This is a genomic window from Vibrio stylophorae, assembly GCF_921293875.1.
Classification (GTDB): domain Bacteria; phylum Pseudomonadota; class Gammaproteobacteria; order Enterobacterales; family Vibrionaceae; genus Vibrio_A; species Vibrio_A stylophorae.
The window spans coordinates 966,450-991,105 of sequence record NZ_CAKLDI010000001.1 but is presented as its reverse complement, the minus strand read 5'-3'; the positions used below and the strand labels follow the sequence as shown (position 1 = coordinate 991,105).

The 24,656-nt window shown below is 48.3% G+C and carries 23 protein-coding genes and 1 tRNA gene; 15 read left to right on the top strand and 9 right to left on the bottom strand.

The window, feature by feature from the left end; translation table 11 throughout:
• Window positions 1-21 precede the first annotated feature (21 nt).
• Window positions 22-501 (bottom strand): low molecular weight protein-tyrosine-phosphatase, encoded by a 480-nt coding sequence (locus L9P36_RS04560; RefSeq protein ID WP_354004719.1) that lies wholly within the window; start codon window positions 499-501, stop codon window positions 22-24.
• 123 nt (window positions 502-624) lie between these two features.
• Window positions 625-1,737: a M20/M25/M40 family metallo-hydrolase gene (locus L9P36_RS04555; protein WP_237465300.1), complete on the bottom strand. Its 1,113-nt coding sequence runs from the start codon at window positions 1,735-1,737 to the stop codon at window positions 625-627.
• Between the two features lie 204 nt (window positions 1,738-1,941).
• On the opposite strand from L9P36_RS04555, the gene L9P36_RS04550 reads away from it, so the two are divergent.
• The 3 genes from L9P36_RS04550 to cobO are packed head-to-tail and all read left to right on the top strand — an operon-like array spanning window position 1,942 to window position 3,937.
• A complete protein-coding gene (locus L9P36_RS04550) occupies window positions 1,942-2,457 on the top strand; it encodes a hypothetical protein (protein ID WP_237465299.1) in 516 nt (171 codons plus the stop codon).
• A gap of 54 nt (window positions 2,458-2,511) precedes the next feature.
• Window positions 2,512-3,300 carry an adenosylcobinamide-GDP ribazoletransferase gene (locus L9P36_RS04545; protein ID WP_237465297.1) on the top strand — a complete coding sequence of 263 codons (789 nt, stop codon included), beginning with the start codon at window positions 2,512-2,514 and terminating at the stop codon, window positions 3,298-3,300.
• A 34-nt stretch (window positions 3,301-3,334) separates the two neighbouring features.
• Window positions 3,335-3,937 carry a cob(I)yrinic acid a,c-diamide adenosyltransferase gene (gene cobO, locus L9P36_RS04540; protein WP_237465295.1) on the top strand — a complete coding sequence of 201 codons (603 nt, stop codon included), beginning with the start codon at window positions 3,335-3,337 and terminating at the stop codon, window positions 3,935-3,937.
• A 70-nt stretch (window positions 3,938-4,007) separates the two neighbouring features.
• On the opposite strand, the gene L9P36_RS04535 is transcribed toward cobO, so the two are convergent.
• From L9P36_RS04535 to yejK, 4 genes are all read right to left on the bottom strand, one after another.
• Entirely contained in the window at window positions 4,008-4,409 is a 402-nt protein-coding gene (locus L9P36_RS04535; RefSeq protein ID WP_290368669.1) for a nitrous oxide-stimulated promoter family protein, read from the bottom strand.
• A 54-nt stretch (window positions 4,410-4,463) separates the two neighbouring features.
• Complete coding sequence (locus L9P36_RS04530) at window positions 4,464-7,052, bottom strand: ATP-binding protein (RefSeq protein ID WP_237465290.1); 2,589 nt, start codon at window positions 7,050-7,052, stop codon at window positions 4,464-4,466.
• The gene (locus L9P36_RS04525; protein WP_237465289.1) at window positions 7,049-8,536 is read right to left on the bottom strand and encodes an Hpt domain-containing protein; all 1,488 of its coding nucleotides are present in this window, start codon (window positions 8,534-8,536) and stop codon (window positions 7,049-7,051) included. Before L9P36_RS04525 ends, L9P36_RS04530 begins: the two co-directional genes overlap by 4 nt.
• Before the next feature lie 133 nt (window positions 8,537-8,669).
• A complete protein-coding gene (gene yejK / locus L9P36_RS04520) occupies window positions 8,670-9,683 on the bottom strand; it encodes a nucleoid-associated protein YejK (protein ID WP_237465287.1) in 1,014 nt (337 codons plus the stop codon).
• Between the two features lie 76 nt (window positions 9,684-9,759).
• On the opposite strand from yejK, the gene L9P36_RS04515 reads away from it, so the two are divergent.
• Together L9P36_RS04515 and L9P36_RS04510 are read left to right on the top strand one after the other, a co-directional pair.
• The gene (locus L9P36_RS04515; RefSeq protein WP_237465285.1) at window positions 9,760-9,987 is read left to right on the top strand and encodes a YejL family protein; all 228 of its coding nucleotides are present in this window, start codon (window positions 9,760-9,762) and stop codon (window positions 9,985-9,987) included.
• A gap of 45 nt (window positions 9,988-10,032) precedes the next feature.
• A complete protein-coding gene (locus L9P36_RS04510) occupies window positions 10,033-11,874 on the top strand; it encodes a DUF3413 domain-containing protein (RefSeq protein WP_237465283.1) in 1,842 nt (613 codons plus the stop codon).
• Between the two features lie 136 nt (window positions 11,875-12,010).
• On the opposite strand, the gene L9P36_RS04505 is transcribed toward L9P36_RS04510, so the two are convergent.
• A tRNA-Pro gene (locus tag L9P36_RS04505) sits at window positions 12,011-12,087 on the bottom strand.
• 345 nt (window positions 12,088-12,432) lie between these two features.
• Here L9P36_RS04505 and L9P36_RS04500 point away from each other — a divergent pair.
• From L9P36_RS04500 to gloA, 9 genes are all read left to right on the top strand, one after another.
• Window positions 12,433-14,835, top strand: coding sequence for an EAL domain-containing protein (locus tag L9P36_RS04500; protein ID WP_237465281.1), 2,403 nt, complete (start codon window positions 12,433-12,435; stop codon window positions 14,833-14,835).
• Between the two features lie 124 nt (window positions 14,836-14,959).
• On the top strand, window positions 14,960-15,541 hold the full coding sequence (rsxA, locus tag L9P36_RS04495) for an electron transport complex subunit RsxA (protein WP_237465280.1): 582 nt from the start codon (window positions 14,960-14,962) through the stop codon (window positions 15,539-15,541).
• The gene (gene rsxB, locus L9P36_RS04490) at window positions 15,538-16,116 is read left to right on the top strand and encodes an electron transport complex subunit RsxB (protein ID WP_237465279.1); all 579 of its coding nucleotides are present in this window, start codon (window positions 15,538-15,540) and stop codon (window positions 16,114-16,116) included. Before rsxA ends, rsxB begins: the two co-directional genes overlap by 4 nt.
• Window positions 16,116-18,632: an electron transport complex subunit RsxC gene (rsxC, locus tag L9P36_RS04485; protein ID WP_237465278.1), complete on the top strand. Its 2,517-nt coding sequence runs from the start codon at window positions 16,116-16,118 to the stop codon at window positions 18,630-18,632. The genes rsxB and rsxC overlap by 1 nt, the downstream gene beginning before the upstream one ends.
• Window positions 18,632-19,687, top strand: a complete 1,056-nt coding sequence (rsxD, locus tag L9P36_RS04480) for an electron transport complex subunit RsxD (protein WP_237465277.1) — start codon at window positions 18,632-18,634, stop codon at window positions 19,685-19,687. Before rsxC ends, rsxD begins: the two co-directional genes overlap by 1 nt.
• Entirely contained in the window at window positions 19,684-20,322 is a 639-nt protein-coding gene (gene rsxG, locus L9P36_RS04475; protein WP_237465276.1) for an electron transport complex subunit RsxG, read from the top strand. The genes rsxD and rsxG overlap by 4 nt, the downstream gene beginning before the upstream one ends.
• Window positions 20,315-21,001, top strand: a complete 687-nt coding sequence (locus L9P36_RS04470; RefSeq protein WP_237465275.1) for an electron transport complex subunit E — start codon at window positions 20,315-20,317, stop codon at window positions 20,999-21,001. Before rsxG ends, L9P36_RS04470 begins: the two co-directional genes overlap by 8 nt.
• A 63-nt stretch (window positions 21,002-21,064) precedes the next feature.
• The gene (gene nth / locus L9P36_RS04465) at window positions 21,065-21,706 is read left to right on the top strand and encodes an endonuclease III (RefSeq protein ID WP_237465274.1); all 642 of its coding nucleotides are present in this window, start codon (window positions 21,065-21,067) and stop codon (window positions 21,704-21,706) included.
• 30 nt (window positions 21,707-21,736) lie between these two features.
• Window positions 21,737-22,153, top strand: coding sequence for a lactoylglutathione lyase (gene gloA, locus L9P36_RS04460; RefSeq protein WP_237465273.1), 417 nt, complete (start codon window positions 21,737-21,739; stop codon window positions 22,151-22,153).
• A 74-nt stretch (window positions 22,154-22,227) separates the two neighbouring features.
• Here the strand turns inward: gloA and L9P36_RS04455 are convergent, their stop codons facing one another.
• Window positions 22,228-23,295 carry a metal-dependent hydrolase gene (locus L9P36_RS04455; protein WP_237465271.1) on the bottom strand — a complete coding sequence of 356 codons (1,068 nt, stop codon included), beginning with the start codon at window positions 23,293-23,295 and terminating at the stop codon, window positions 22,228-22,230.
• A gap of 143 nt (window positions 23,296-23,438) precedes the next feature.
• Here L9P36_RS04455 and L9P36_RS04450 point away from each other — a divergent pair, with 143 nt between their 5' ends.
• On the top strand, window positions 23,439-23,861 hold the full coding sequence (locus tag L9P36_RS04450) for a CBS domain-containing protein (RefSeq protein WP_237465269.1): 423 nt from the start codon (window positions 23,439-23,441) through the stop codon (window positions 23,859-23,861).
• A 36-nt stretch (window positions 23,862-23,897) separates the two neighbouring features.
• On the opposite strand, the gene L9P36_RS04445 is transcribed toward L9P36_RS04450, so the two are convergent.
• Window positions 23,898-24,536 (bottom strand): trimeric intracellular cation channel family protein, encoded by a 639-nt coding sequence (locus L9P36_RS04445; protein WP_237465268.1) that lies wholly within the window; start codon window positions 24,534-24,536, stop codon window positions 23,898-23,900.
• Window positions 24,537-24,656: the final 120 nt, after the last annotated feature.

Genomic DNA, 24,656 nt, shown 5'->3' with positions numbered 1-24,656 from the left:
GGTTCGGCGAAAAACGCCAAGTTATTGTGAATCCTTCCCTTGCGCAAAGGCTTGGCACCAAGCCTCTGCCGCCATTTCAATTTGATCAAGCACCCGCTCAAAACCCGCCGAGCCACCATAATAGGGGTCAGCAATATCTTGATGAAGGTGCGGTAAAACCGCCATAAAGCATTTGAGTTTATGAAGATGTTCGACAGGACATTGACGCTGCATGGCTGCCAGATGACCGCGGTCTGCGGCGAGGATCAAATCGAAATGTTGGTAATCTTGAAGGCAGATGGGACGTGAATGCATTCCTTGGAAAGTGTAACCACGCAAAGCCGCTGCGGCAGCACTGCGTGCATCTGGCGACTCACCTTGGTGAAAGGCTTCAATACCCGCAGAGTCCACTTGCAATGCCAACTGATGCTGCTGCGCCTTGGCGCGAAGCACAGCTTCTCCTGTTGGAGAGCGACAGATATTGCCCGTACACACCACCAGCACTGAATTGATTGCACTCATTCCCTTGCCTCCATCCTTGATTGAGGCTCTATGCTAGCGCTAAATCCCCCCTAGCACCATGCTGAAAACAATAAAAAAGCCACCATCGCATCCGCAATCGTGGCTTTTCGAACTCGCTTGACCTTAGAGGCCTGGCGCTGCCATATAAGCGGTAAGTGCGCGGGTAATATCAATCATATCTTGCACCGCAATAAACTCTTCACAGGTATGCACTTTTGACATCCCAGTGGATAGGTTCACCATCTTAATCCCTTTTTGGTTAAAGATGTTGGCATCACTACCGCCACCTGTCGTACTGGTTTTAGCTGGCAAATTTACTGCGCCAAATGCTTGGCTCACCAATTGCACCAAAGGATCGTCGTCGCTAATACGATATGCGCCATAGGCAGGGCTAACTTTGATATTGGCCGTTGCGCCATGCTTGGCCGCGGCTTGCTCAAAGGTTTGCACCATATGCGCTACTTGCGCTTCTAGCTTGGCATCATCCAAAGAGCGGGCTTCAGCTTTCAGGGTCAAACTTGGCATCACAATATTGGTCGCTTGACCGCCTTGCACGACACCAATATTGGCGGTGGTTTCATGGTCAATGCGTGATAATTTCATCTGGCTAATAGCATCGGCTACCACGGTTAACGCGTTAATCCCATCTTCAGGTGCAAGACCGGCATGCGCAGGGCGGCCAATCATCTCAAGCTCAATATTTTGCTGCCCCGGCGCTTGCGTAATAATGGTGCCAATCGGACCGCCTGAGTCCAAAACCACACCTTGCTTGGCTTCAATCATGCTCACATCAAAGCATTTTGAACCACACAAACCGCCCTCTTCATAGACGGTAAACGCCAACTCAATGGTGTGGTGTGCAATGCCTTGCTCTTGCAGACTGCGCACCGCTTCCATAATGGCAGCAATGCCTGATTTATCATCACCACCCAAAATGGTATTGCCCTTAGAGCGAATCATGCCATCAACGATTTCTGGCTCGATGCCATTCCCCGGCGTGACGGTATCCATATGGCAACTCATCACCGTGTGCCCTGGCAAGGTACCCGGTAATTTTGCATAGAGATTAAAACCATTGGATAGCGCAGGATCCACGGCTTGCGGCGTGACTTCAAAGCCAAGCGCAGAAAGTTGCGCTTGCAACTGTTCAGCCATCACTTTTTCATTCCCAGACTCACTGTCGATTTGAATCAAAGAAAGAAAATGCTCAATCAAGCGATCAGATTGAATGTTCATAAATACAACTCGATACAACACAAAAAACCAAGAATACAGCAACCAATCATGGATTTCATTGAGATTAAGCCAAGATTCAATGCAGTATTCGGCGCCCAACACCTAGCGCACTAAAAATGAAGATAAGCATATGAATTAAATCAATATTTGACCATTAATGAGTCATTACTGTATAACAGCTGCATCATTGAATGGAGGCTAAAAATGAAAAATATTCTTTTATTTATCATGGCATTATCGTCAAGTGCATCGAGCTATGCTGGGTGGATCATTGATCCCATCGATAAGCAACAAACACTGGTGCGCTTTCGACATGATGCACAACCACAAACCCTGACCCAAGCCTTGAATCTATTTCCTGCGCATCAGCAATTGGCGCATGTTGGCTTTGGCCGATTGGCAAAATTTCAGGACCCCAACCTGCAAACACAGCTCCATCACTATTTTTCCCAGCACCATGCGCTGCAATATAACGCCGTCAAGAAAAAGCGAAATAGCGCCACCGCCCTTGCGCTTCGGGCTTATCTCAAACCGGCGATCCGCCACAGTGCGGCATTTCAAAGTGTGCGCCAAGAACTACACAATCAGGGCTATGCCATTACCGATTTTCATATCGAAAAATATATGCTGATCCCGCAAAAAGGCGGCGCCTATCCATTTACCTTTGATGGCGTTGTGTGGCTTGAGGTCAGTAAGAATCAGCCGACGCCAGTGAGCTGACATCCTCAGTAAAGCATCGTACACTGCAGGCACAATCGACCAGGAGAGATCATTGTGCCTGACCAACTTAGTGGATGTCGTCGTCAGTGGATACTACTGCTGATTGCCATCGGTTTTTTTACCCGTATTCCCATTTCAACAACCGTGCCCTTTTCAAAGACATTACTCAATCAAGCCAATCGCTATTTTGCCTTGGTCGGCTTATTGGTCGGCACCTTATGCGCTTTGATTCTCTATCTGGCACAGCTCGTTTTTCCGCTCTCTATCGCTGTATTGCTCAGTATCGCTTTTGGTATCTTGCTCACTGGCGCATTTCATGAAGATGGCTTGGCTGATCTTTGTGATGGGCTCGGCGGTGGCTGGCAAGTGGAACAAAAGCTCAACATCATGAAAGACTCTCGGCTCGGAACCTATGGTTTACTGGGTTTAAGCTTGGCTCTCGGGTTAAAATATTTAGCACTCAGTACGCTTGCACAGCACCAATTGAACCTCACCTTATTGAGTCTTGTTTCGATTCATTGTGTCAGCCGCGCAGTTTCCGCTTCATTGATTTTTAGCTACCCCTATGTGCAGCTCGATCAAGCCAGCAAAGTCAAACCACTCGCTCAGCAGCAAAGCATGCGCGAGTTACTCATCGTGATCGTCACCGCTGCATTGGCACTATTACTACTGCCTTATATCGCAGCCTTAGCCATCGCATGCGGGGCACTATTGATTCGCCAAATCAGTGGCTGGTTTTTAATGTGTCAACTCGGCGGTTATACTGGTGACTGTTTAGGCGCCGTACAGCAAGTCTGCGAAGTCAGCTGCTATCTGCTACTCACCGCCCTATTCATCGGATAATAATAATCAAAACATACAGCGCAAAAGGAACGAAATGACTGAGCACAGCAAGGAAGATCGCTATCAGCAGCGACAACAAAAAATCAAAGCGCAAGTTGACGCGCGTATCGATCAGGCCAACATTGAGCGCGGCCAAATTTTGGTGATCACTGGTAATGGTAAAGGCAAAAGCACCGCGGGATTTGGCGTGATCACCCGCGCTACGGGTCATGGCCAACGCTGCGCGGTCGCTCAGTTTATTAAAGGAAACTGGGCCTGCGGTGAACGCAATTTACTTAGCCAACATGGTGTGCCTTTTTATGTCATGGCCACGGGTTTTACTTGGGAAACGCAAAATAAAGACAGTGATACCCAAGCTGCGCAAGTCGTTTGGCAGAATTGTAAACAGCTGCTCACCGATGAAAGCATTGATGTAGTGCTACTTGATGAGATGACCTATATGGTCAATTTTGGCTATATCGACCTTGAGGAACTGTGCCAAGCGCTAAGCCAACGCCCAGCACATCAATCCGTGGTGATCACAGGTCGCGCCTGTCATCGCCGACTACTGGAGATAGCAGATACCGTCTCTGAGGTGAAAAATGTCAAACATGGGTTTGAAGCCGGATTAAAAGCACGGCAAGGCATTGATTGGTAATCATGCAACACCGTAAAAAACAACCATAAAAAAGAAGGCAAGCGCCTTCTTTTTTTATTATCTCGTGTTTTTATCTAGTGACAGAGCCCTGCTTATAGGAGACTTTGTCCATGCCGGTGGCATGACCTTTTCCGCAATATTTGGATTGGCTAGAGCTAAATTCATCCCATTTTGCGCTGAGATAGAGCCATGGGTAGCGCCAAGCCAAGCGGGGCATTGCCCAGCGAATGATATGTTGAATTGCCAATCGATTTGCAGCTTGATAGCAACTCACCGCACAGCGGCCACATGTTGGTTTTTGATCACCTAATCGACATTGGTCCAAACGCGCCATTGCATAAGCCAAGTGGCTTTCACAATCAGGGCACAATGAACCACTCCGGTGCAACGAATGACAATAGAAGCGAACCATAGTGTCTATGGTCTTCCGCTCTCGTCGCAATCGAGCGGAATCTGTATTTACAACACACATAGGCGGCTCATTATCGTTACTTCTCAGCCAATTCCTATGACACAGATCAAATTTTTAAACACTGCTATGCATCGGGTTGAGCAATTCTTGCGTCACATCGAACACTTCTTGTTCAATAACGGGCTTACTAATATGCCCTTGCATTCCCGCTTGTAAACAACGCTCAACATCACTGGCCATCACATTGGCGGTCATGGCGACAATCGGCGTGTACTGATTTGGCCCTTGTTGCTGGCGAATCTGATGGGTCGCTGTTAAACCATCCATCACCGGCATCTGCATATCCATATAGATAATATCAAAGCGTTGTAGCTGCGCGCTGTCACAAGCGGCTTGACCATCAAGCGCTACGCTAACTTCAAAGCCCATTTTTTCCAGTAACTTTCGCGCCAGCATCAAATTCACTTGGCTATCTTCCACCAATAGACAATGACGCCGCTGAAATGGACTTGCGACTTTGTTGATTGCAGGGCCTTGGCGCTGCGCATAAGCCAAATCGAGCTTCAACGGTAACGTCACGGTAAAACAAGATCCCACGCCATACTGGCTAAATACCGAAATATCACCACGCATCAATGCCACCAATTGCTTGGTGATCGCCAACCCTAAACCCGTACCGCCATATTTACGGCTGGTGCTGGCATCGGCTTGTGAGAATTTATCGAAAATGGCATCGATTTGATGTTGTGCAATGCCAATACCACTATCAGCAACTTGGATGGTGAAATTGGCGTATTCATCATCCTGTAACTGCGCTGAAATCGTCAGCACCACCTTACCTGAACTGGTAAATTTCACCGCATTACCCAGTAAGTTGGTGATCACTTGCTGTAGGCGCAGCGCATCGCCAAAGATACGTTTAGGCGTCCCTGTCTGATAGATAAATTGATAATCGACCGCCGGCGCTTCCCCTTCCAGCAATGGCACGGGAGTCACCAAAGAAAAAATATGTTGGCATAAATCTTCAAAATCGAGCGAATTATTTTCCAGCACAATATGGTTGGATTCGAGCTTACTAAAATCAAGAATGTCATTGATCAGCAGCAGCAGGGTATTCGCGCTGCGATCAATCACATGAACCAGTTTTTTGTCTTCCTCGCTTAAGCGTCCATCTTTTAATAAATTGGCCGCGCCAATAATGCCATTCATCGGCGTGCGTATTTCATGGCTCATATTGGCCATAAATAATTGCTTCGCCTCTGCGGCGGCCTGCGCTTGTTTTTGCGCTTTTTGCAGCGAACGACTGCGATGATTAAATTCAGAGACCAGTACCCCAAGTTCATCTTGATGGTAAATAGTCAGCGGCTGAAACTCCCCAGTATGTTTATTTTGATTTAACTCTCGCCGCAGCTTAATCAGCGGTGATACCAACTGATAGTGAATACCGGCATAGCTTAAAAACAAAATAAATAACGCGACTGGCAACAAAACCCACAATAGTTGCGACTCCAACACAAAGGCTTGCGCCAACATTTCTGATTTGGGCATGGAAAAGAGTAAAATCCAATCAGTGCCTTGGATCACCAAGCCAGCAAGATAACTACTCCCCTGCCAGATGGGATCTCGCTCAAGCCACAAATCAAAGTCATGCAAACCAGAGATTGATTGTGCCGTCATCGGCATGGTTGCCACTGTGATTAACGCAGAAGCTAAATCTAAATCACGCGATTGCGCCACCAGCTGCATCGCCACAGCGTTGAGCCGCTTGTCCTCTTTCACTAAAAGCTGCGCGCGCTCAATCGCTTCCATCACTTTAAGTGCCAAAGGCGCATAATCAGGCGAAATTTTAGCAAGCTCAGCCACCGCCACTGGCGCAATCGCCACTGACTGCGCTGGCGTTCCCGTGAGCGATGTTTTAGATAAAGGTGCTGCCGTTGATTGGGCTTGAGTTTGGGTGAGTGATGCTAACTGCGTAAATTCACCGCTCTCTTTGGGATAGGACACAAAATGGCCTGCGCGATCAAGCAATATAAAATAGCCACCAATAGTTTTCCCTTTATTCGCAAGATAACGCTCAAGCCCTTTGAGCATCACATCAATGGTCACCACCCCTGCAAACTGACCATCCACATAATAGGGCATGGTGCAAGTAACCATGGGCTCTTGGGTGACCGGATCCACATAGGACTGCGACCAATGCGCCTCCCCCTGCGACAACCAGCGACCCGGCACATACCAAGCCGCATGATGATAGGCAGGCGTATCCATTCGGTTATAAGCTGCATTAAATTGCAGTCGGCCACTGCGATCGCGTGCCCAAAATAAACTAGCTCGACTTCGATTTCGATTGACCACATGAGGCTCAGGCCAAATCCCGCCGCCCGCAATTAATTGTTGCTGCTGAGGATGATTGAGCATGGCTGGCACATAAACCATCAAGCTCTCATCCCCCACCGCATTTGCTGCAAGCTCGGCGATACCAATGGCAATACCTTCAATATTCTCGGTCAGCTGCCCCAACTCTTTTGAGACCACACGGGCGTTGGCCTCAGCCTGCTTGGCCGCACCTTGTATTGCCAAATCACGACCTGTGGTATTGAGCACCAGCATAATCGCTAGCGTCATGGTGGCCAGCAATGCCAATAGCAGTACTAACCCACGAACACTTAATGACTGCGTAATAGGAATGGAACGGCGACTCATTCAGCTGACACCTCAGGTTGCATGGCAAGGTGCTGATCAACCGCCTGAATGGTATCTTGCAGTGCCGCACTCAGCGCATCAAGTAAAATGGCACTGGGTGGCTCTTGCTGTCGTAAACTTTGTTCGACCTGCGCTGCAGCCGCTTTCAAAGATTCCGCAGCCAAGCTTCCAGCAACGCCTTTTAGGCTATGGGCACAGCGCTGCGCCTCTTCCCACTGCTGCTTGGCTAAAAGCTGCTCAATTTTTGTCATATCTTCACGATGATCTGTCGCAAAAATACGCAATAACATATTCACCGACGCTATATCATCATCAAAACAGCTCATCATATACTGCAAACCAAAGGGAGCCTGCGTTTGCGACCTATACGCTGACGCTGCATCCGCTTGTGCCAGGTCAGATTTTGAGGCCGCAGTTTGCTGCATATCAGCTTGCGAGGAAGGTAAATGATTCGGCGATTCATGCGGCGATGTTTGCGACGATATTGGCGATGAATGTTTAGGTGTTTGTGCTGTGCAAACGCTAGCTCCATGGCGATTTGAATCCGCCTTAGTTGGTTTTGCTGTTGGCTCCGCGTCATTGACTGATTGAGGCGCATCATCACCTTGTCTTATGACTGGCGCGGCGCAGCCCTGCGATGAAGCGGTATGACGAGATGCAGATGAACGGCGCAAAGCCATCGCCCCCCAAAGTGCAAATATCGCAATTAATCCGGCAAGACTTGCTCGCATCACCGCTTGATTACGACGATCGTAAGCCGACAAAATTAATGCTCTGAGCTCGCCCATAAAATGATTTTCAAACAGCGCATTGGTCATGGCTTGATAGACTTTTTTGCGCGCAACCAAAGGGGAAATTTGCTGTACTAAGGCTTGAATCTGTTGGCGCTCTTCTGCTGACCAAAGTGCACTTCGCTGCTCAAGCTGAGAAAAATATTGAAGGATATCGCGATGATCGCCATCTATCTGTGCAAATAACAGCAAGGATGCAAAATGCAGATATTCATCCATCAAGCGTGCGGATATAGGTTGCTGCATAGCACGTTGCAATAACACAGCCATATTGTGATGCGCGACAAAATTAGCATAAAGATTGTCGGCCTGATCGACCAGTAAATTGGCAGATACCGCTGCGCTTTGTAGCCCGGGTAATCGCTGCTCATTCGAAAGTCCCAGCTGAGTCAGGGCGAGCGCTTGCTGGCGAAATGCCAAAGTTGATGTTGCCAGATTGGCAAGGGCCAAATCACCGCGAACCACGGTGCGCGACAAACTAAAATAGAGCGCATCACTTTGGCTTTGCATGGGCGATAACAGATCAATCATGCCCTGATACTGCTTGGCGCGATAAAGATATAGTGCGGTGATAGCTAGCGCAGCACAGAGCGCAACTAGGGCCAATAGCAAGGTCAGCCTTTGTCGCCAAGAACGCTTACGATGACTGCTGATGGTCAAAGTGTCCGATGAAGGTTGTTCGTGTGCAGCCATAGTCGTCCCTAACTCCTGTGATTTCTCTTTTCGAAGTTAGTTGAAAACCAAGGCAGATACAAAATGGCGAAGACAAAAATGCCACCTAAGCGGTGGCATTTTCTGTGCGACAAGGTCGCATCATTCAAACGACCTAGTCATCCAAATTTTGGCGGCGCTGAAGCTGATCGCGCAAATTTGGTGGTGTCCCTTGAATGGTTAGGGTGTCGGTTTTTGGATCATAAAAGATACGATCGCCAAGCAGCATGCTATCAAAGTTAATAGAGATACCACCGCCAGCACCGACAAATTTAGTTAATTTGCGAATGGTTGAGCGATCGGCTGGAAAACTCTCTTCCAACTCATAACCTTGCGCAGCGGTAAACTGTGCAAAATCACTGCCTTCAGGAGAATCTGGCAGGCTATCTGATAGCTCTTTGAGATCCACCTCTTCGCCTGCTTTGAGTTGGCCATTGCAGTATTCATACACTTGTTTGCGCACATCTTGTCGCTCATTGGACTCAATGCGTGCATCGGTACAAAAATCTTCCACCGCTTGCAGTAACACTTGGTTTTGCACTTTGGTATCCATGCCGTTTTCCGCCTCAAGAAAATCAAGGAAGAAATCACCCACTTTGCGACCCACTCGACCTTTAATAAAGGTCAGATAACGGTTGGATTCTGGCTCTGTTTGCCAGCTAGAAAGATCGATGCGTGCGGCAATATCCATTTTTGCCACATCTAAATAATCGCTGTTATGGATATCCAAATCGTCAGTGACCTTCAAACTATCACAGCGGTTTAAAAGACCAATAAAGAGATAATCCGTCGCCAAAGAACGATATTGCGCTAAAACCAAAATACCCGCTTGTGCAAAAGGATATTTACTGAGCTCTTGATACAGGCGCTCAGCGCATTGCACCGAAAAATCGTAAAATGGCAGTTCATTTTTCAGTAACTGTCCCAACCACTGCTGGCAGGCGCTCTCCGTTTTAAATCCAGCAAACCCTTTCCCAGCCTTGGCGCTATAAACGCGATGCAGTTCAGCCACAAAGTGCTGGCTTGAATCATCAAGGTTAAGAGGGTTGTTACGACGAACCACAGAAAATGTTTCATCACTATTTTTAGTGATTTGATGAAGGATCAGGTTAGAAAGCTCAAGACTCATGGCGGAAAAAATTACCTATCGGGCTAAAGTGTAAGGTATTATAAGCCGCTTTGTTGATTAGTGAACCATTACAACTATGCCAATTACTTCTAAGTTCAGCGATGAAAAAGTTGAACAAATCCTAAGTGACCTTGTCCAAGCCCTTGAAAAAAATGAAGCTTCAACTGAATTATCTTTGATGTGTTTGGGCAATATCGCTACGAATTTGATCAATTGCAATGTACCATTGAGCCAACGTAAAGCCATTGCAGAAAAATTCGCGCAAGCATTAATGCGCTCCATTGATGAGAAACCAACTCACTAATCCTGCGTATTTTTCGGCCGAACAGTGACTAAAGACAAGCTACCTATGGTAAACGGACATACATATCGCGAGAAAGTATCGCAACTGATTGGTTGGGGGCATTGGTTTGCCTTTTTCAATATTATCGCAGCGATGTTGCTGGGGACCCGCTATATCACCGAATCCGAGTGGCCAGCGACCCTATTGGGACAGTTTTACCTTGGGCTAAGCTGGATCGGCCATTTTAGCTTTTTAGTCTTTGCGCTTTATTTACTGGTTCTTTTCCCACTGACCTTTCTCCTGCCATCGCAGCGGGCATTGCGTCTATTTGCCGTGCTATTTAGTACGGTGGGAATGACCTTACTGCTTCTTGATACGCAAGCCTACGAACAGCATCAACTTCATTTAAGTCCGCTGGTTTGGGAATTACTACTCAGCGGCGAGAAAAGTGACAGCAATGCCACATGGCAATATCTGTTCACTGTGATGCCTATTTTCTTTTTGCTTGAGCTCGCGTTGGCAGAATGGACCTGGCGTAAGCAACGCAAATTAGCGCGTAAAAATATTGGCGGCACGCTAGCAATGGTCTTTGGCCTTTGCTTTATCAGCAGCCACCTGATTCATATTTGGGCGGACGCCAATTTGTACCGCCCAATTACCGTGCAAAAATCAAATTTCCCGCTCTCCTATCCAATGACGGCCAAATCATTTATGGAGCGCCATGGTTTACTGGATCGCGCCAGCTACGCTAAAAAACGAGCGGAACAAGGCGAGCTTGAAAACCATTTGATCAACTACCCCTTGGAAGCGGTCACATTTCGCGATCAAGGCAGCGAGCAAAATTTATTGATCATCATGGTCAATGGTCTGCGCAGTGATATGCTCAACCATGAAACCATGCCAAATACCACCGCTTTTGCCGCACAAAATCTCAATTTCACCAAGCACCACAGTGCCAGCAATGACACCATGGTCGGCCTCTTTGGTTTGTTCTATGGCCTGCCAGGCAACTATGTTGATAGCGTGCGCCAAGATGGTGCCAAACCGCTACTTGTCGATACCCTGACCAAGCGCCAATACCACTTTGGACTTTTTAGCGGCAATCAATTTGCTGAGCCACTTTACTATCAAGCGATCTTTAATCGCCCAGAAGTGCTCGCGCAAACGGCAACCGCCTATGATGATGCAAAAGCCACACAAGCTTGGATAGCGTGGGAAAAGACACAAAGTTCACCTTGGTTTAGTTATTTAGAGCTAACCTCTGTGCTTGATTATGAAAACAAGCCAGCGGCCAATACACCATTTAGCCAAACTGATGCTGCGCAAGCGAAGGTGCAAAACCATCCAGAAGCAACCTTGCTCAATCATTATCGCGCAGCGGCATACCGCGCAGACGGTTATATTGCGCAAGTATTGGCGCAACTGCGTGCCTCTAACCAGCTTGAAAACACCTTAGTGATTATCACCTCAGACCATGGTCTTGAGTTTAATGAGACGGGAACCAATAGCTGGGGCGCAAACAGCAACTACAGTCGTTACCAGATTCAAGTACCACTGGTTATGCACCTTCCCGGCCATGCACCCTTAGTTGTAGAACGTCCGACATCACACTTGGACATCGTGCCAACTTTAATGGAAGAGCTATTACATATCGCCACACCGGCGAAAGTGTATAGCAGCGGGCTCAACCTACTAGATAGTGACAACGCGCGTCGCTGGCTGATTGCTGGGGATAGTCGAGATGTGGTGGTCATTGAGCCGCATCGCACTACAGTGGTCGATAAGTTTGGCAATCACAACCTATTTGATGCCGAGTACCAGCCAATCAATGATAAAGCGCCACTCTCGGTGTTATCACAAGTGATGGCTGAGCTGAAACGTTTTTATCGCCAACCCAGCGATTCTTAATTCGCAGGTAAACAAAAAGCAGCGCAATCGCTGCTTTTTTTTTGTGCCCGAATTGAATCAAACGCTAGGCCAGAAAACAGGAAAACTAAATTGCAGAGACTAAAAAGCCCAGCCAATTGGCTGGGCTTTTGTAAGATGGTCGGCTTGACTGGATTTGAACCAGCGACCCCTGACACCCCATGACAGTGCGCTACCAGGCTGCGCTACAAGCCGATGAAAGTTCAAAGAACTAACGCATCGCATACTACGAACTCTGTCTAATTTTGTCAACGATTGCGCACACCGGCAGAGATTGCTTGTCTAAATAATCTTCAGATCAAAATCCAGCCAGCAGATCAGCGCTCATATCAAGATAAACAGCATGGTGATTGGTTTTACATTCAACAGATTGCATGCTGCTTTTTCCATCACAAGCAACTTAGATCTCAGTTTTTTCGAAATAGTACACAAACTAGAAATTCATTTTTGACTCATATCTTGTTTGGCTCTATCAAATATAACGCCTTGAATTGGCAAGTTTATACTGTGCTCAATCTTTTTCGCGAAGGAAATTCATTCATGCAAGAACGCATTTGGCAAACCAGCCTACGTATTCTCGTTAGTTGCTGGCTTCTTCTGATTGCCCCAGTTTGTGCCTTAATCAGCCTTTCTAGTCGCGTCACTTATCAAGACCCAACAGCAGCAATCAATCATCCAGAACAAGCAGCCAATGCGACCGCAGCGGCGACAAATGCAGGTCTTGGCGATATTCTCGGCAACTTCTCGCTTGATAATATTCTCGCCATGGAGATCTCAAGCTATGCCGTAGTCATGGCACTGGTGTTACTCGGTGTGATGTCGACCATTTTCGTCGGTTTGTGGACCGCCAAGCGTTACTACGACCGAAATAAACAAGAAGAGTATTTTGAACGTTTTCTAAACGGTGGCGACGCCTCTCGTCTACCACTCTCACTGGATATTATTGATCAACTCGTTGCCATGCGCGACGGCCGTGAACTACATCATAAAGAGAAACCGCGCCATCAAGCAGCTTCTGCACAACACTATGCAGATAATGATGACGTAGACCATGCAGCTGATGACTTTGCTCTGCTCGCGCAAATGGAAAAAGAAAAAGCACAGGCAGCTAAAGAGCAAGCAGAGGAAGAAAAACGCCTTGCTCGTGAAGCCAAAGAGCAAGCCATTGCGGAAGAAAAAGCACGTAAAGAAGCGGAAAAAGCTGAAAAAGCACGGCTAAAAGAGGAAGAAAAAGCCGCTAAACTCGCAGCAAAAGAGCAAGAGCGTCTTGAAAAAGAGCGCATCGCAGCAGAGAAAAAAGCGGCAGAAGAGCAAGCGCGTTTAGAAGCTGAAGAAAAAGCACGATTAGAGGCTGAAGAGAAGGCTCGCCTAAAAGCAGCAGAAGAACAAGCACGTCTTGAGGCTGAAGAAAAAGCCCGCCTTGAAGCTGAAGAAAAAGCACGTCTTGAGGCTGAAGAAAAAGCCCGCCGTGATGCCGAAGGGATCACCCTTTCCGGCATTAAAGCGAAAGCTATCGCTGATTCACTTCTCAGTGATGATGACGATGAGGATACATATCAAGCGCCTGCACCAAAAGCTGCTACGAAAAAAGAGAAAAGCAAAGCAAGTAAATCAGAAAAAGCCAAAGCTGAGAAATCTGAAAGTGCCGCCGATAAAACAGATAAAGCGACCATGGCGGTGCAATATCGCTTTAATATGGAGCTTGAAAGCATTTGCCGTAATAACGATTACGATGCTTTCTCGGTTTACGCCATTCATGTTGCAGGTGTACCTGAAGCCTATGATCGCGATGGCAAAGCCAAAGTCGATAAATACCTTGATGAGCTCTATCAGGCGATTCGCAGCACATTTGAAGAAGCATTGCACCATTTCCGCCTCAGCGATACTGACTATTACATCATTCACAAGCTTGCTGATGAGAAGAAGATTCGCAGCTTAGCCATTCGCTTTGAAAGTGAAACTGAGCTCCTTCGCCACCATCACCAATTAGCCACCCCAGCCAGTCTTGGTGTGGTACTCGCAGGTAAACAAAGCCACGATGAGATTTTAAGCCAAGTTGATATTGCGCAGGATAAAGCCGCGCGCTCTCGCACCCAACAATGGCACCTTACAGTCCTTGAACTGCCAGAAGCTGCGCAAGAAACAGCGCCAGCACAACCTGCACCTGCGGCCAAAGCCCCAGAGCCAGAGCTACCAGCCAAGGACAGCTGGCAACAATTGATTGAGCAAACCATTGAATTTGATAAAGCGCGTTTTGTTGAGCAAAGTATTCGTCCATTCTCGGCAAACTTTATGCCTTACGAAGAGATGTTGCTGCGTCTAAACGATGCCAACAATAACGAAGTAGATAACATTGAACTCTTTGAGCATGCCAAACACTACGAGCTTGATCGTCAACTTGAGCAATATCTGGTCGAAAGCGCGCTTTGCCGTATGACTGGTATCGAAGCGGATCGCCTTAAAGGGATTAACATCACCTCAGATAAAGCCCTGACCAAAGAGTTTATCGAATGGTTTGATGGTGTGGCCAAGTCACACAAACAAGCGCTATCACAGGTGGTCTTTGAGATGCCTGAAAAACTTATCAGCAGCAATATTGAAATGAGTGAGGAGTTACTCACATTGATGCGTGCCTATGGGGCACATATCTGTGTCAGTGATTTTGGTAGTGGCCTGCACTCCTTTAGACTCATCCACACATTGAAATTTGATTTTGTAAAAATCAGTACCAGTATTACCAGTCAAATTCCAGATGATTCAGCGGCAACCCACTATGCGCGTACACTTATTGATACAGCGCAACGTCAATCAGTGAAAGTAATCGCCGAAAACGTTGAAGAGATTGAACAAAAAGAGGCATTAGAAGAACTGCGTATCGACGGTATGCAGGGCTTTATTCTCTCTCATCCAGCGGAATTACCTGGCTACGCAATGGCCAACTAAGTCGCAAATTGCGCAACAATCATTCAAAAAAACACAACCACCCATCTCCACAAAAGATGGGTGGTTGTGTCTTGGGCCGCAAGCGCCGATAATAGTGCTATCACAATAACGAAATCAGTCTGGTATGACCGAATACCTATTACTTCTCGTGGGCACTGTTCTGGTCAATAACTTTGTACTTGTAAAGTTCCTTGGCCTTTGTCCCTTTATGGGCGTGTCGAAAAAATTAGAAACCGCAATTGGCATGGGTCTAGCGACAACATTTGTCCTGACACTCGCCTCTGTTTGCGCGTATCTCGTCGAAACTTACATTCTTGCACCGCTTGGGCTTCAATATCTTCGCACCATGGCCTTTATTTTGGTCATTGCTGTGGTTGTGCAATTTACCGAAATGGTGGTACACCGCACCAGCCCAACGCTATACCGCTTGTTGGGTATCTTTTTACCCTTGATCACCACCAACTGTGCCGTACTCGGTGTGGCCTTGCTCAACATCAATGAAAACCATAATTTTATCCAATCCATTGTTTATGGCTTTGGCGCTGCCGTGGGTTTCTCTTTGGTGCTGATCCTCTTTGCCGCCATGCGCGAACGCATTAATGCAGCGGATGTCCCTGTTCCATTTCGCGGCGCAGCCATTGCGATGATCACCGCAGGTTTGATGTCTCTCGCCTTTATGGGCTTTACTGGATTGGTGAAGCTGTGAGTGGTGTGATGATCGCGATCCTTGTTATCGCAGCGCTGGCCTTAGTATTTGGCCTGCTACTCGGTTTTGCATCGATCTATTTTCGTGTCGATGCCGATCCAATCGTCGATCAAATCGATGCTATTTTGCCGCAAACGCAATGTGGTCAATGCGGCTATCCGGGCTGTCGTCCCTATGCCGAAGCCATCGCCAATGGCGATGTGATCAATAAATGCCCGCCAGGCGGCCAAGCGACCATTGAAAAGCTCGCTGATTTAATGGGTGTGGATGTGCCAGCCGAAGGTCAAGAGGCAGCCAACAGCATTCCACGCGTCGCCTTTATTCATGAAGATATGTGCATTGGCTGTACCAAATGTATTCAAGCCTGCCCTGTCGATGCCATCGTCGGCTCGACCAAAGCAGTACACACGGTAATTGCCAAAGAGTGTACTGGCTGCGATCTCTGTGTTGATCCTTGTCCAACTGATTGTATTGAAATGATTCCACTCACTGACACGCCAGAGACATGGAAGTGGCAACTCAATCAAATTCCCGTTCACCAAATTGATGCCTCGGCGTCAGCAAAGGAGTCATAATGCTGGCCCTGATCGAACAACTCAAACTTGGTGCTATGTGGGATTTCCCGGGCGGTATTCATCCGCCAGAAAATAAGCACCAGTCTAATCAAACGCCAATTGAACCGGCTTCCATCCCATTTGAGGTGATCATTCCGGTCAAACAACACATTGGTCAGCAAGGCGAATTGCTGGTCCAAGTGGGCGACACAGTGCAAAAAGGTCAGCCGCTCACCCGCGCCGACCTCTCAATGATTGTCCCAGTACACGCATCAACATCCGGAGTGGTCAGTGCCATTGAGCCGCGCGTCATTGCGCACCCATCGGGCCTAAAAGATCTCTGCGTGGTGATCACCCCTGATAACTGCGATCGCTGGGGTGAAAAACATGCGCTGACCGATTACAAATCACAAGAGCCTACCGCTCTCATTGAGCATATTCGCCAAGCGGGTATTGCCGGCTTAGGCGGCGCTGGATTTCCAACTGCTCGCAAATTGCAAAGTGCCATTGCACAAACGGACCTATTGATCATCAATGCCGCTGAGTGTGAACCCTATATCACCGCTGATGACCGCTTAATGCAAGATTATGCGCAAGAGGTCATTGAGGGAGTGCGCATTTTACAGTGGATTTTGAAACCCAGCCTGTGCGTCATCGCCATTGAAGACAACAAACCTGAGGCCATTCATGCACTGCACCACGCCTTAGGCCAATATGAAGGGATCATGATTCGCGTGATCCCGACGAAATACCCATCAGGTGGTGAAAAACAGCTGATTAAGATCCTCACCAATAAAGAGGTGCCAAGCGGCGGTATTCCAGCTGATATCGGTGTCTTGGTACAAAACGTCGGTACAGCGTTTGCGATTAAACGCGCCATTATTGATGGCGAGCCCCTTATTGAGCGCGTAGTCACGCTTACCGGCAATAGCATGGGCAAGCCGGGGAACGTGTGGGCGCGTATTGGCACCCCAGTCGAACACCTGCTACAACGCTTTTTCTATCGTCCAGAGAAGAAACAAGCCCGCCTCATTTTAGGTGGCCCGATGATGGGTTTTACCCTCAATGATGTGATGGCCCCCATCAGTAAAACCAGCAACTGTATTTTGGCGCCGAAGAGAAAAGAGCTGCCAGAGCACAATGCTGAGCTCAGCTGTATTCGCTGCTCAAGTTGTGCTGATGCATGCCCGCAGTCTCTGCTGCCACAACAGCTTTATTGGTACAGTAAATCGCAAGATTACGATAAGTGCGAAAGCTACAACCTCAACGACTGTATCGAATGCGGCGCTTGCGCCTATGTCTGCCCCAGTGAAATTCCACTGGTCCAGTACTATCGCCAAGCCAAAGCCGAAATCAAACAGCGTAAAGTTGATGCCGATAAATCAGATCGCGCGAAACAGCGTTTTGAAGCGAAAAAAGCACGTGTAGAACGTGAAAAGGCAGCGCGCGCTGAGCGCTTTGGTCAAGCGGCGCAAACACGCCAGCAGTCCAGCCAAGATAGCGCCGCCATCGCAGCTGCAATTGCACGTGCTAAAACCGTAAAACTGACGCCAAGCTCTGATGTAAAACCCGCTGTTGCCGCAGCCATTGCACGCGCTAAAGCCAAACAAGCGCAGTTATCTGAAGCGCCATCCGAACAAGATGCAAGCACGCAAAATGCAGCCAATGATATGGCCGCAAAACGTGAAGCGCGTAAAGCGGAAGCCCGCGCACGCAAAGCGCAAAAAGCAGCAATGACTGTGACTGAAAGCCCACAATCAAGTGAGCCCACAGACATCACAGATAAACCAGCGGCTAAAAATGCTGCCGTCGCAGCAGCGATTGCGCGCGCCAAGGCGAAAAAAGCGCAACAAGAACAAGAACAAGAACAAGAACAAGAACAAAAAGTTAGCTCAAATCATGAAACCGATGCAAAACAAGCAGCTGTGGCTGCCGCTGTCGCCCGCGCCAAAGCCCGCAAAGCCGCACAAAGCCAACAGCCCGCGCTAGAGACTGATACCAAATCCAATGATGTAAATGCTGCTGATAGTAAAAAATCCGCAGTGGCCGCGGCCGTAGCGCGCGCGAAAGCACGTAAAGCGGCGCAGCAAGCATCAACAGTTGAGGCGCAATTAACATCAACAGAAACACACACTGAAACGGATAAACCAGCGGAAGCTGAGGGTCTAAACCAAAGCCCCCCAAGCCATGCAGCATCTGTAAATGCAGAAAGTGCTGACCACCCAGCTGATGCAAAAAAAGCAGCGGTCGCCGCTGCCGTGGCGCGCGCCAAAGCACGTAAAGCGGCGCAGCAAGCCTCAACAGCTGATGCGCAGTTAACATCAACGGAAACGCACGCTGAAGCAGATAAGCCAGTTGAAGCAGAGGGTCTAGACGAAAGCCCCCCAAGCCATGCAGCATCCGTAAATGCAGAAAGCGCTGACCATCCAGCCGATGCGAAAAAAGCAGCGGTCGCAGCAGCCATTGCGCGCGCCAAAGCGCGTAAAGCCGCTCAACAAAAAGCTCAATCATCAAATTCTTTGGAGGATGATGCCTAATGTTCTATCGCGCAAGTTCTCCCCATGCTCGCAGCAAAATGCGCACCAGCACACTGATGCTCACCGTGGTGCTTTGTGCCCTTCCCGGCATTGCTGCGCAAGTCTATGGTTTTGGTTATGGCAACCTCATCCAAATTGGTTTAGCCATTGCCAGTTGTTTGTTTTTTGAAGCTTTCTGTATTGCGCTTCGCCGCCGACCCATGCTACGCACGCTCAAAGACAATAGCGCCCTACTCACAGGTCTATTGATTGGTATTGCTGTGCCACCATTGGCTCCTTGGTGGATCGTGGTAATTGGTAGCTTTTTTGCCATTGTGATTGCCAAACAGCTCTATGGTGGCTTGGGACAAAATTTGCTCAACCCAGCCATGGTGGCCTATGTCGTACTGCTGATCTCTTTTCCGGTGCAAATGACCACTTGGCTGCCAGCGAAATCGATTATGCTTGAGCCACTCTCTTTTGCAGATGTGCTTTCAACGATTTTCTCCGGTTTTACCCATGACGGTTTTAGTGCCAATCAGCTACGCTTGGCCGTTGATGGCAGCACCATGGCAACGCCTCTTGATACCCTTAAAACTGGGTTTACCACCGGCGCTGATCGCTACACCTTGATGCAAAGCCATGTGTTTTCTGGTCTAGCGGGTCGTGGTTGGCAATGGGTCAATCTTGGCTTTTTATTGGGCGGTTTGATCATGATTTGGCGACGTGCAATCGCTTGGCACATTCCTGTCGCTATGTTGAGCACACTGGCACTATGCGCACTCATGGGCGATCTCATTGCGCCAGCCCATCAAGCCGGTTTATGGGTTCACCTGCTCTCAGGTGCCACCATGCTCGGTGCCTTCTTTATTGCGACCGATCCAGTGTCAGCCTCAACCACCAATAAAGGTCGCCTCATCTATGGCGCGTTAATTGGCCTGCTGGTTTATTTAATTCGCAGTTTTGGCGGTTTTCCAGATGGCGTCGCCTTTGCCGTACTGCTGGCAAACCTCACGGTGCCCCTGATTGACACCTATACCAAACCACGCACCTACGGCCACGGAGCATCACAATGATTCGCGCAATGAGTAAAAATGGTCTGCTATTGGGGCTATTTGCCCTAGCATCGACCGCCGTGGTGAGTCTCACCTATCTGCTGACCAAAGATGCAATTTCTGTTCAGCAAGAAAAGCAACTGCTCAAGGTGCTCAGTCAAATTGTACCTGCCAGCAGTCATGACAATAATTTGTACCAAAGCTGTACCCTCGCCTCTGATTCGAGCTTAGGTAAGCAACCCATGCCTGTTTATCGCGCCTTAAAAGCAGGTCAAGCCAATGGCGCGGCACTTGAAGTCGTCGCCCCCGATGGCTACAACGGTGATATTCATATTGTGGTCGCCTTAGATAACGCCGCCAAAATTACCGGCGTGCGTATTTTAGGCCACAACGAAACCCCTGGGCTTGGCGATAAAATTGATCTAAAAGTCTCCAACTGGGTTCTCTCTTTTGATGGCATGACCGTGGTTGGCGAGGCTGACAGCCGCTGGGCTGTGCGCAAAGATGGCGGTCAATTTGACCAGTTTACTGGCGCCACCATTACCCCACGCGCTGTGGTTGGCGCAGTAAAACGCGCAGTGATTTATTATCAAAAGCATCAAGCTGAAATCGCCACTTGGCCAAACAACTGTCATCAAGGAGACGCACATGAGTAATCTCACCCTGATGAAAAACGGGATGTGGCACAACAACCCAGCACTGGTTCAGTTATTGGGGCTCTGTCCGCTTCTAGCCGTTTCTGCCACAGTGATTAACGCCTTGGGCTTAGGACTGGCAACCACCTTGGTTTTGGTCAGTTCCAATGTCACCATCTCTTTGATTCGTCGCTGGGTACCCAATGAAATTCGCATTCCTGTATTTGTGATGATCATTGCCGCCTTGGTGACCTGCGTACAACTGCTGATGAATGCCTACGCATTTGGTTTGTATCAATCACTTGGGATCTTTATTCCTCTGATTGTGACCAACTGTATCATCATCGGTCGTGCGGAAGCCTTTGCCTCAAAAAATGATGCCCTTCCTTCCGCCCTTGATGGCCTATGGATGGGGCTTGGCATGACATCTGTTCTTTCTGTCCTTGGCGCGATCCGCGAACTGCTTGGCAATGGCACGCTATTTGACGGCGCAGACCGTTTGCTGGGCGATTGGGCCAGCGCGCTCACCATTCAAGTCATTCATTTTGACAGCAGTTTACTGCTTGCAATGCTGCCACCGGGTGCGTTTATCGCCGTTGGCTTTTTAATAGCAGGCAAAAACGTCCTTGATCAGCGCAATAAAAAACAACAATCAAGCGATCCAACTAAGGTCATCGCACGCGCACGCGTAACGGACTAATCCATAGCATAATACAGACCGTGCAAAATACAGACCGCAGCAAAACACAGAGCATGTCAGCCCATGAATAAAGAGAAACGCTTGGCGATCCTCACTCGGCTTCGAGATGAGAATCCCCACCCACAGACCGAGCTGCACTGGAATACACCTTTTGAGCTTCTAATCGCGGTGCTGCTTTCAGCGCAAGCCACGGATGTTAGTGTCAATAAAGCCACGGCCAAACTTTATCCGGTGGCCAATACACCGCAAGCCATGCTGGATTTAGGGGTTGAAGGTATCAAGTCCTATATCAAAACCATTGGTTTGTTTAATTCCAAAGCGGAAAACGTAATCAAAACCTGCCAGCGTTTAATCAACCTGCACGGTGGTGAAGTGCCCGAAAACCGCGAAGCATTGGAAGCGCTCCCTGGGGTTGGGAGAAAAACCGCCAACGTGGTGCTCAATACCGCCTTTGGTTGGCCGACCATCGCCGTTGATACACACATCTTTCGCGTCAGTAATCGCACTAAATTTGCGGTGGGCAAAAACGTCGATGAAGTTGAACAAAAGCTACTGAAGGTTGTACCAAAAGAATTTAAAGTCGATGTCCATCATTGGCTTATTTTGCACGGACGTTATACCTGCATTGCGCGTAAACCGCGCTGTGGCAGCTGCATTATCGAAGATCTTTGTGAATACAAAGACAAGATCTACCCTGATGAATAATTTAAATATCCACCGATAGAGGAACTCACCATGGCAAATGGACGCATTTTGCATACCATGATTCGCGTAGGCGATCTTGACCGCGCAATCGCCTTTTACACCGAAGTGATGGGCATGACCCTACTTCGCACCAATGAAAACAAAGAGTATGAATATACCCTTGCCTTTGTTGGCTATGGTGATGAATCACAAGGATCTGTGATTGAATTGACCTATAACTGGGGCAAGGACAGCTACGACCAAGGCAATGCGTTTGGTCACATCGCCATTGGCGTCGGTGATATTTACAGCACCTGTGAAGCGATTCGCGCAGCAGGGGGCAATATCACCCGTGAACCAGGCCCAGTAAAAGGTGGCACGACCGAAATCGCTTTTGTACGTGATCCAGATGGCTACGCCATTGAGCTGATTCAAAACAAATCAGCCTCAGCAGGTCTTGAAGGTTAAATAACTTTTTAGCCCCACAGGGCAATATCAAAAAACGCAGCCTTGAGCTGCGTTTTTTATTTTAAAGACTTCGCTTATTGCACAGGAAAGGGCGCTGCATCTTGGCTATCAAATGCAGGGCTCTTTGCGTGAAGCGCCAATGGGTCACCCCACAAACGCTGCCAAAGCTGCACCACACTGATAGGTCGCGGCCCCATCTCATTGCGCGCGATTTGATAAGGCTGCTCCAACGCTTGCCACGCGCCTTGCTCATTTTGAGTCGCCATGACAAAGCTAAAGGGGTGGTAATTGACAAACCCTAAGCGCAAATCTACCGCAAGCAGCTGCTGCTCTCGCACCTCAAAGCGCAAATAATCATGGGTAAATCGGCGTAAAGCGCGCAATGATTGCGGCTCCACGTCAAAGGGCCAACGGCCAATGGGATGCACGGAAAAATCAATTTGCGCATGGCTATCTAAAAGCGATGCCGTCCCCTCCCAATAGTGCTCCTCCCCCATCACCACAACGCGCCATAGCAAGGTATTGAATGGACTAGCACTCACCAACACTCGACTATTTTCTAAGGGAGTCGCCACCAGCTGCGCTTGTACACGGCTCATAATCATTTGCTGTGCTGCCAGTGACCAAAGTAGATAAGCACAAGATACAAATAAACCAATGCGACAGGCTTTGGCCATGGACGCCATCACAGCACGCCGACGCCAAGCAAAGCACAGACCGATTATTAGGGGCAAGGTGTAGAGCGGATCGATGATAAACACACTGTTAAGCGCCACAGAGGGTACAGACAATGGCCAAAATAGCTGAGTACCATAGGTGGTAAAGCTATCTAAAAGCGGATGGGTAATTAAAGAGAGCCAAATTAACAGCCCCAAGCGCATAAAGCCCCATGCTTCAAATTGCGAAAAGCGCTTGAGCAATGCAGTCAGTGACCACGAGAATAGGGTCAACACAAATAACGAGTGAGAAAAACCACGATGTTTGACCACATTGGCAATATCACTACCATAGTCAATCAATACATCCAGATCAGGTAAGGTACCAAGCGCAGCGCCTGCTAAAAGCACTTTCACATTGCACTGGCGTCCAGCCACAGCACCCGCAACGCTTGCGCCCAGCACAGCTTGCGAAATCGAGTCCATTCTTTACTCCTTATTGCACGCTGAAAAGTCGACAAATGTTGGTTTCATCTCGCTTCTTTTCATCTTAGAAACTTAGTACTGGATGAAACAGCTCAGCGCGCTATTATTTCAAATCTTATCAATTTTGAGTCAGGAGGACATCCATGGATCGCGCCGTTGTCGATTACATGAGCCATCCCCTTATCACCATCCATCAGAATGATGGCTTACGCGAAGCCTTTATTCTGATGAGTGATGCGAAAATTCGTCATCTGCCCGTACTCAATGATCATGGCGAGTTAGTGGGCATTATCAGTGAGCGTCAATTGCGCCAGCCCTTATGGCTAAGCGATAGCGAGCAGCGCTGCACTGTCACCCCACTAGATGAAAAAGTACAAGTCCGCCAAATTATGAGCCAGCCTGTGATCACCGTGCAGCAAACAGATACGCTGCGCCAAGCGATTCATCACTTTCTGCACCATCACATTAGCGCAGCCCCAGTTGTTGATAACCAGGGGGCTTTAGTAGGCATGCTGTCACAGGTCGATCTATTACGCGCCTTTGACCAACATCTTGAAGAGAATTAATACTTTCCTGCGATAAGAGCGCGCACTATTCGCGCGCTATTTTTTCTCGGCTTTGACCAAGGCAGAGTCATCTGCAAAATGAAAAACAGGAAGGTGCCAAGAATAACGCACCGCGGCCATCCGAATCGTCACCCCAATCACAATGGTCGAGAGCACCAAGGTCACCGAATCTAAACCAATTTTCATCAGGCCGATATACACAGCAGAAGAGAGTAAAGAAACCGATGCATAGAGCTCTTTATGCAGCACCAGTGGAGATTGACGGCAGATCAAATCACGAAGTAGCCCACCAAATACGCCAGTGACCACAGCCGCTACAATGGCAATGCTAACGGGTAATCCCATATCTAAAGCCACATTGCTGCCGATAATACTAAACACCACAAGACCAATGGCATCGAGCCACATAAACAGACGACGGTTGCGTGCCACCCAAGGCGCAATCAGTGTGGTGAGCACACCTGCAGTGCAGGTAATCATCAAATATTCAGGATGACGCACCCAACCCAATGGATAGTGTCCCAGCAAAATATCGCGCACCGTACCGCCACCAATGGCCGTTGCACTCGCCACCAACATCACACCAAACCAGTCCATTTGGCGTCGCCCAGCAGCCAAGGCACCCGTCATCGCCTCAGCGGTAATTCCGACAAGATACAAGCAAGTAATCAACATCTGCATTCATTGTTTTTGTGTATTTGTGCGGCATTGTAGAGGAGTCATTTTTAGAAAACGAATTAGATTTTCTAATCGACAAAAATATATTGGAAAGGCGTCGTTTTTTATCGTTATCTA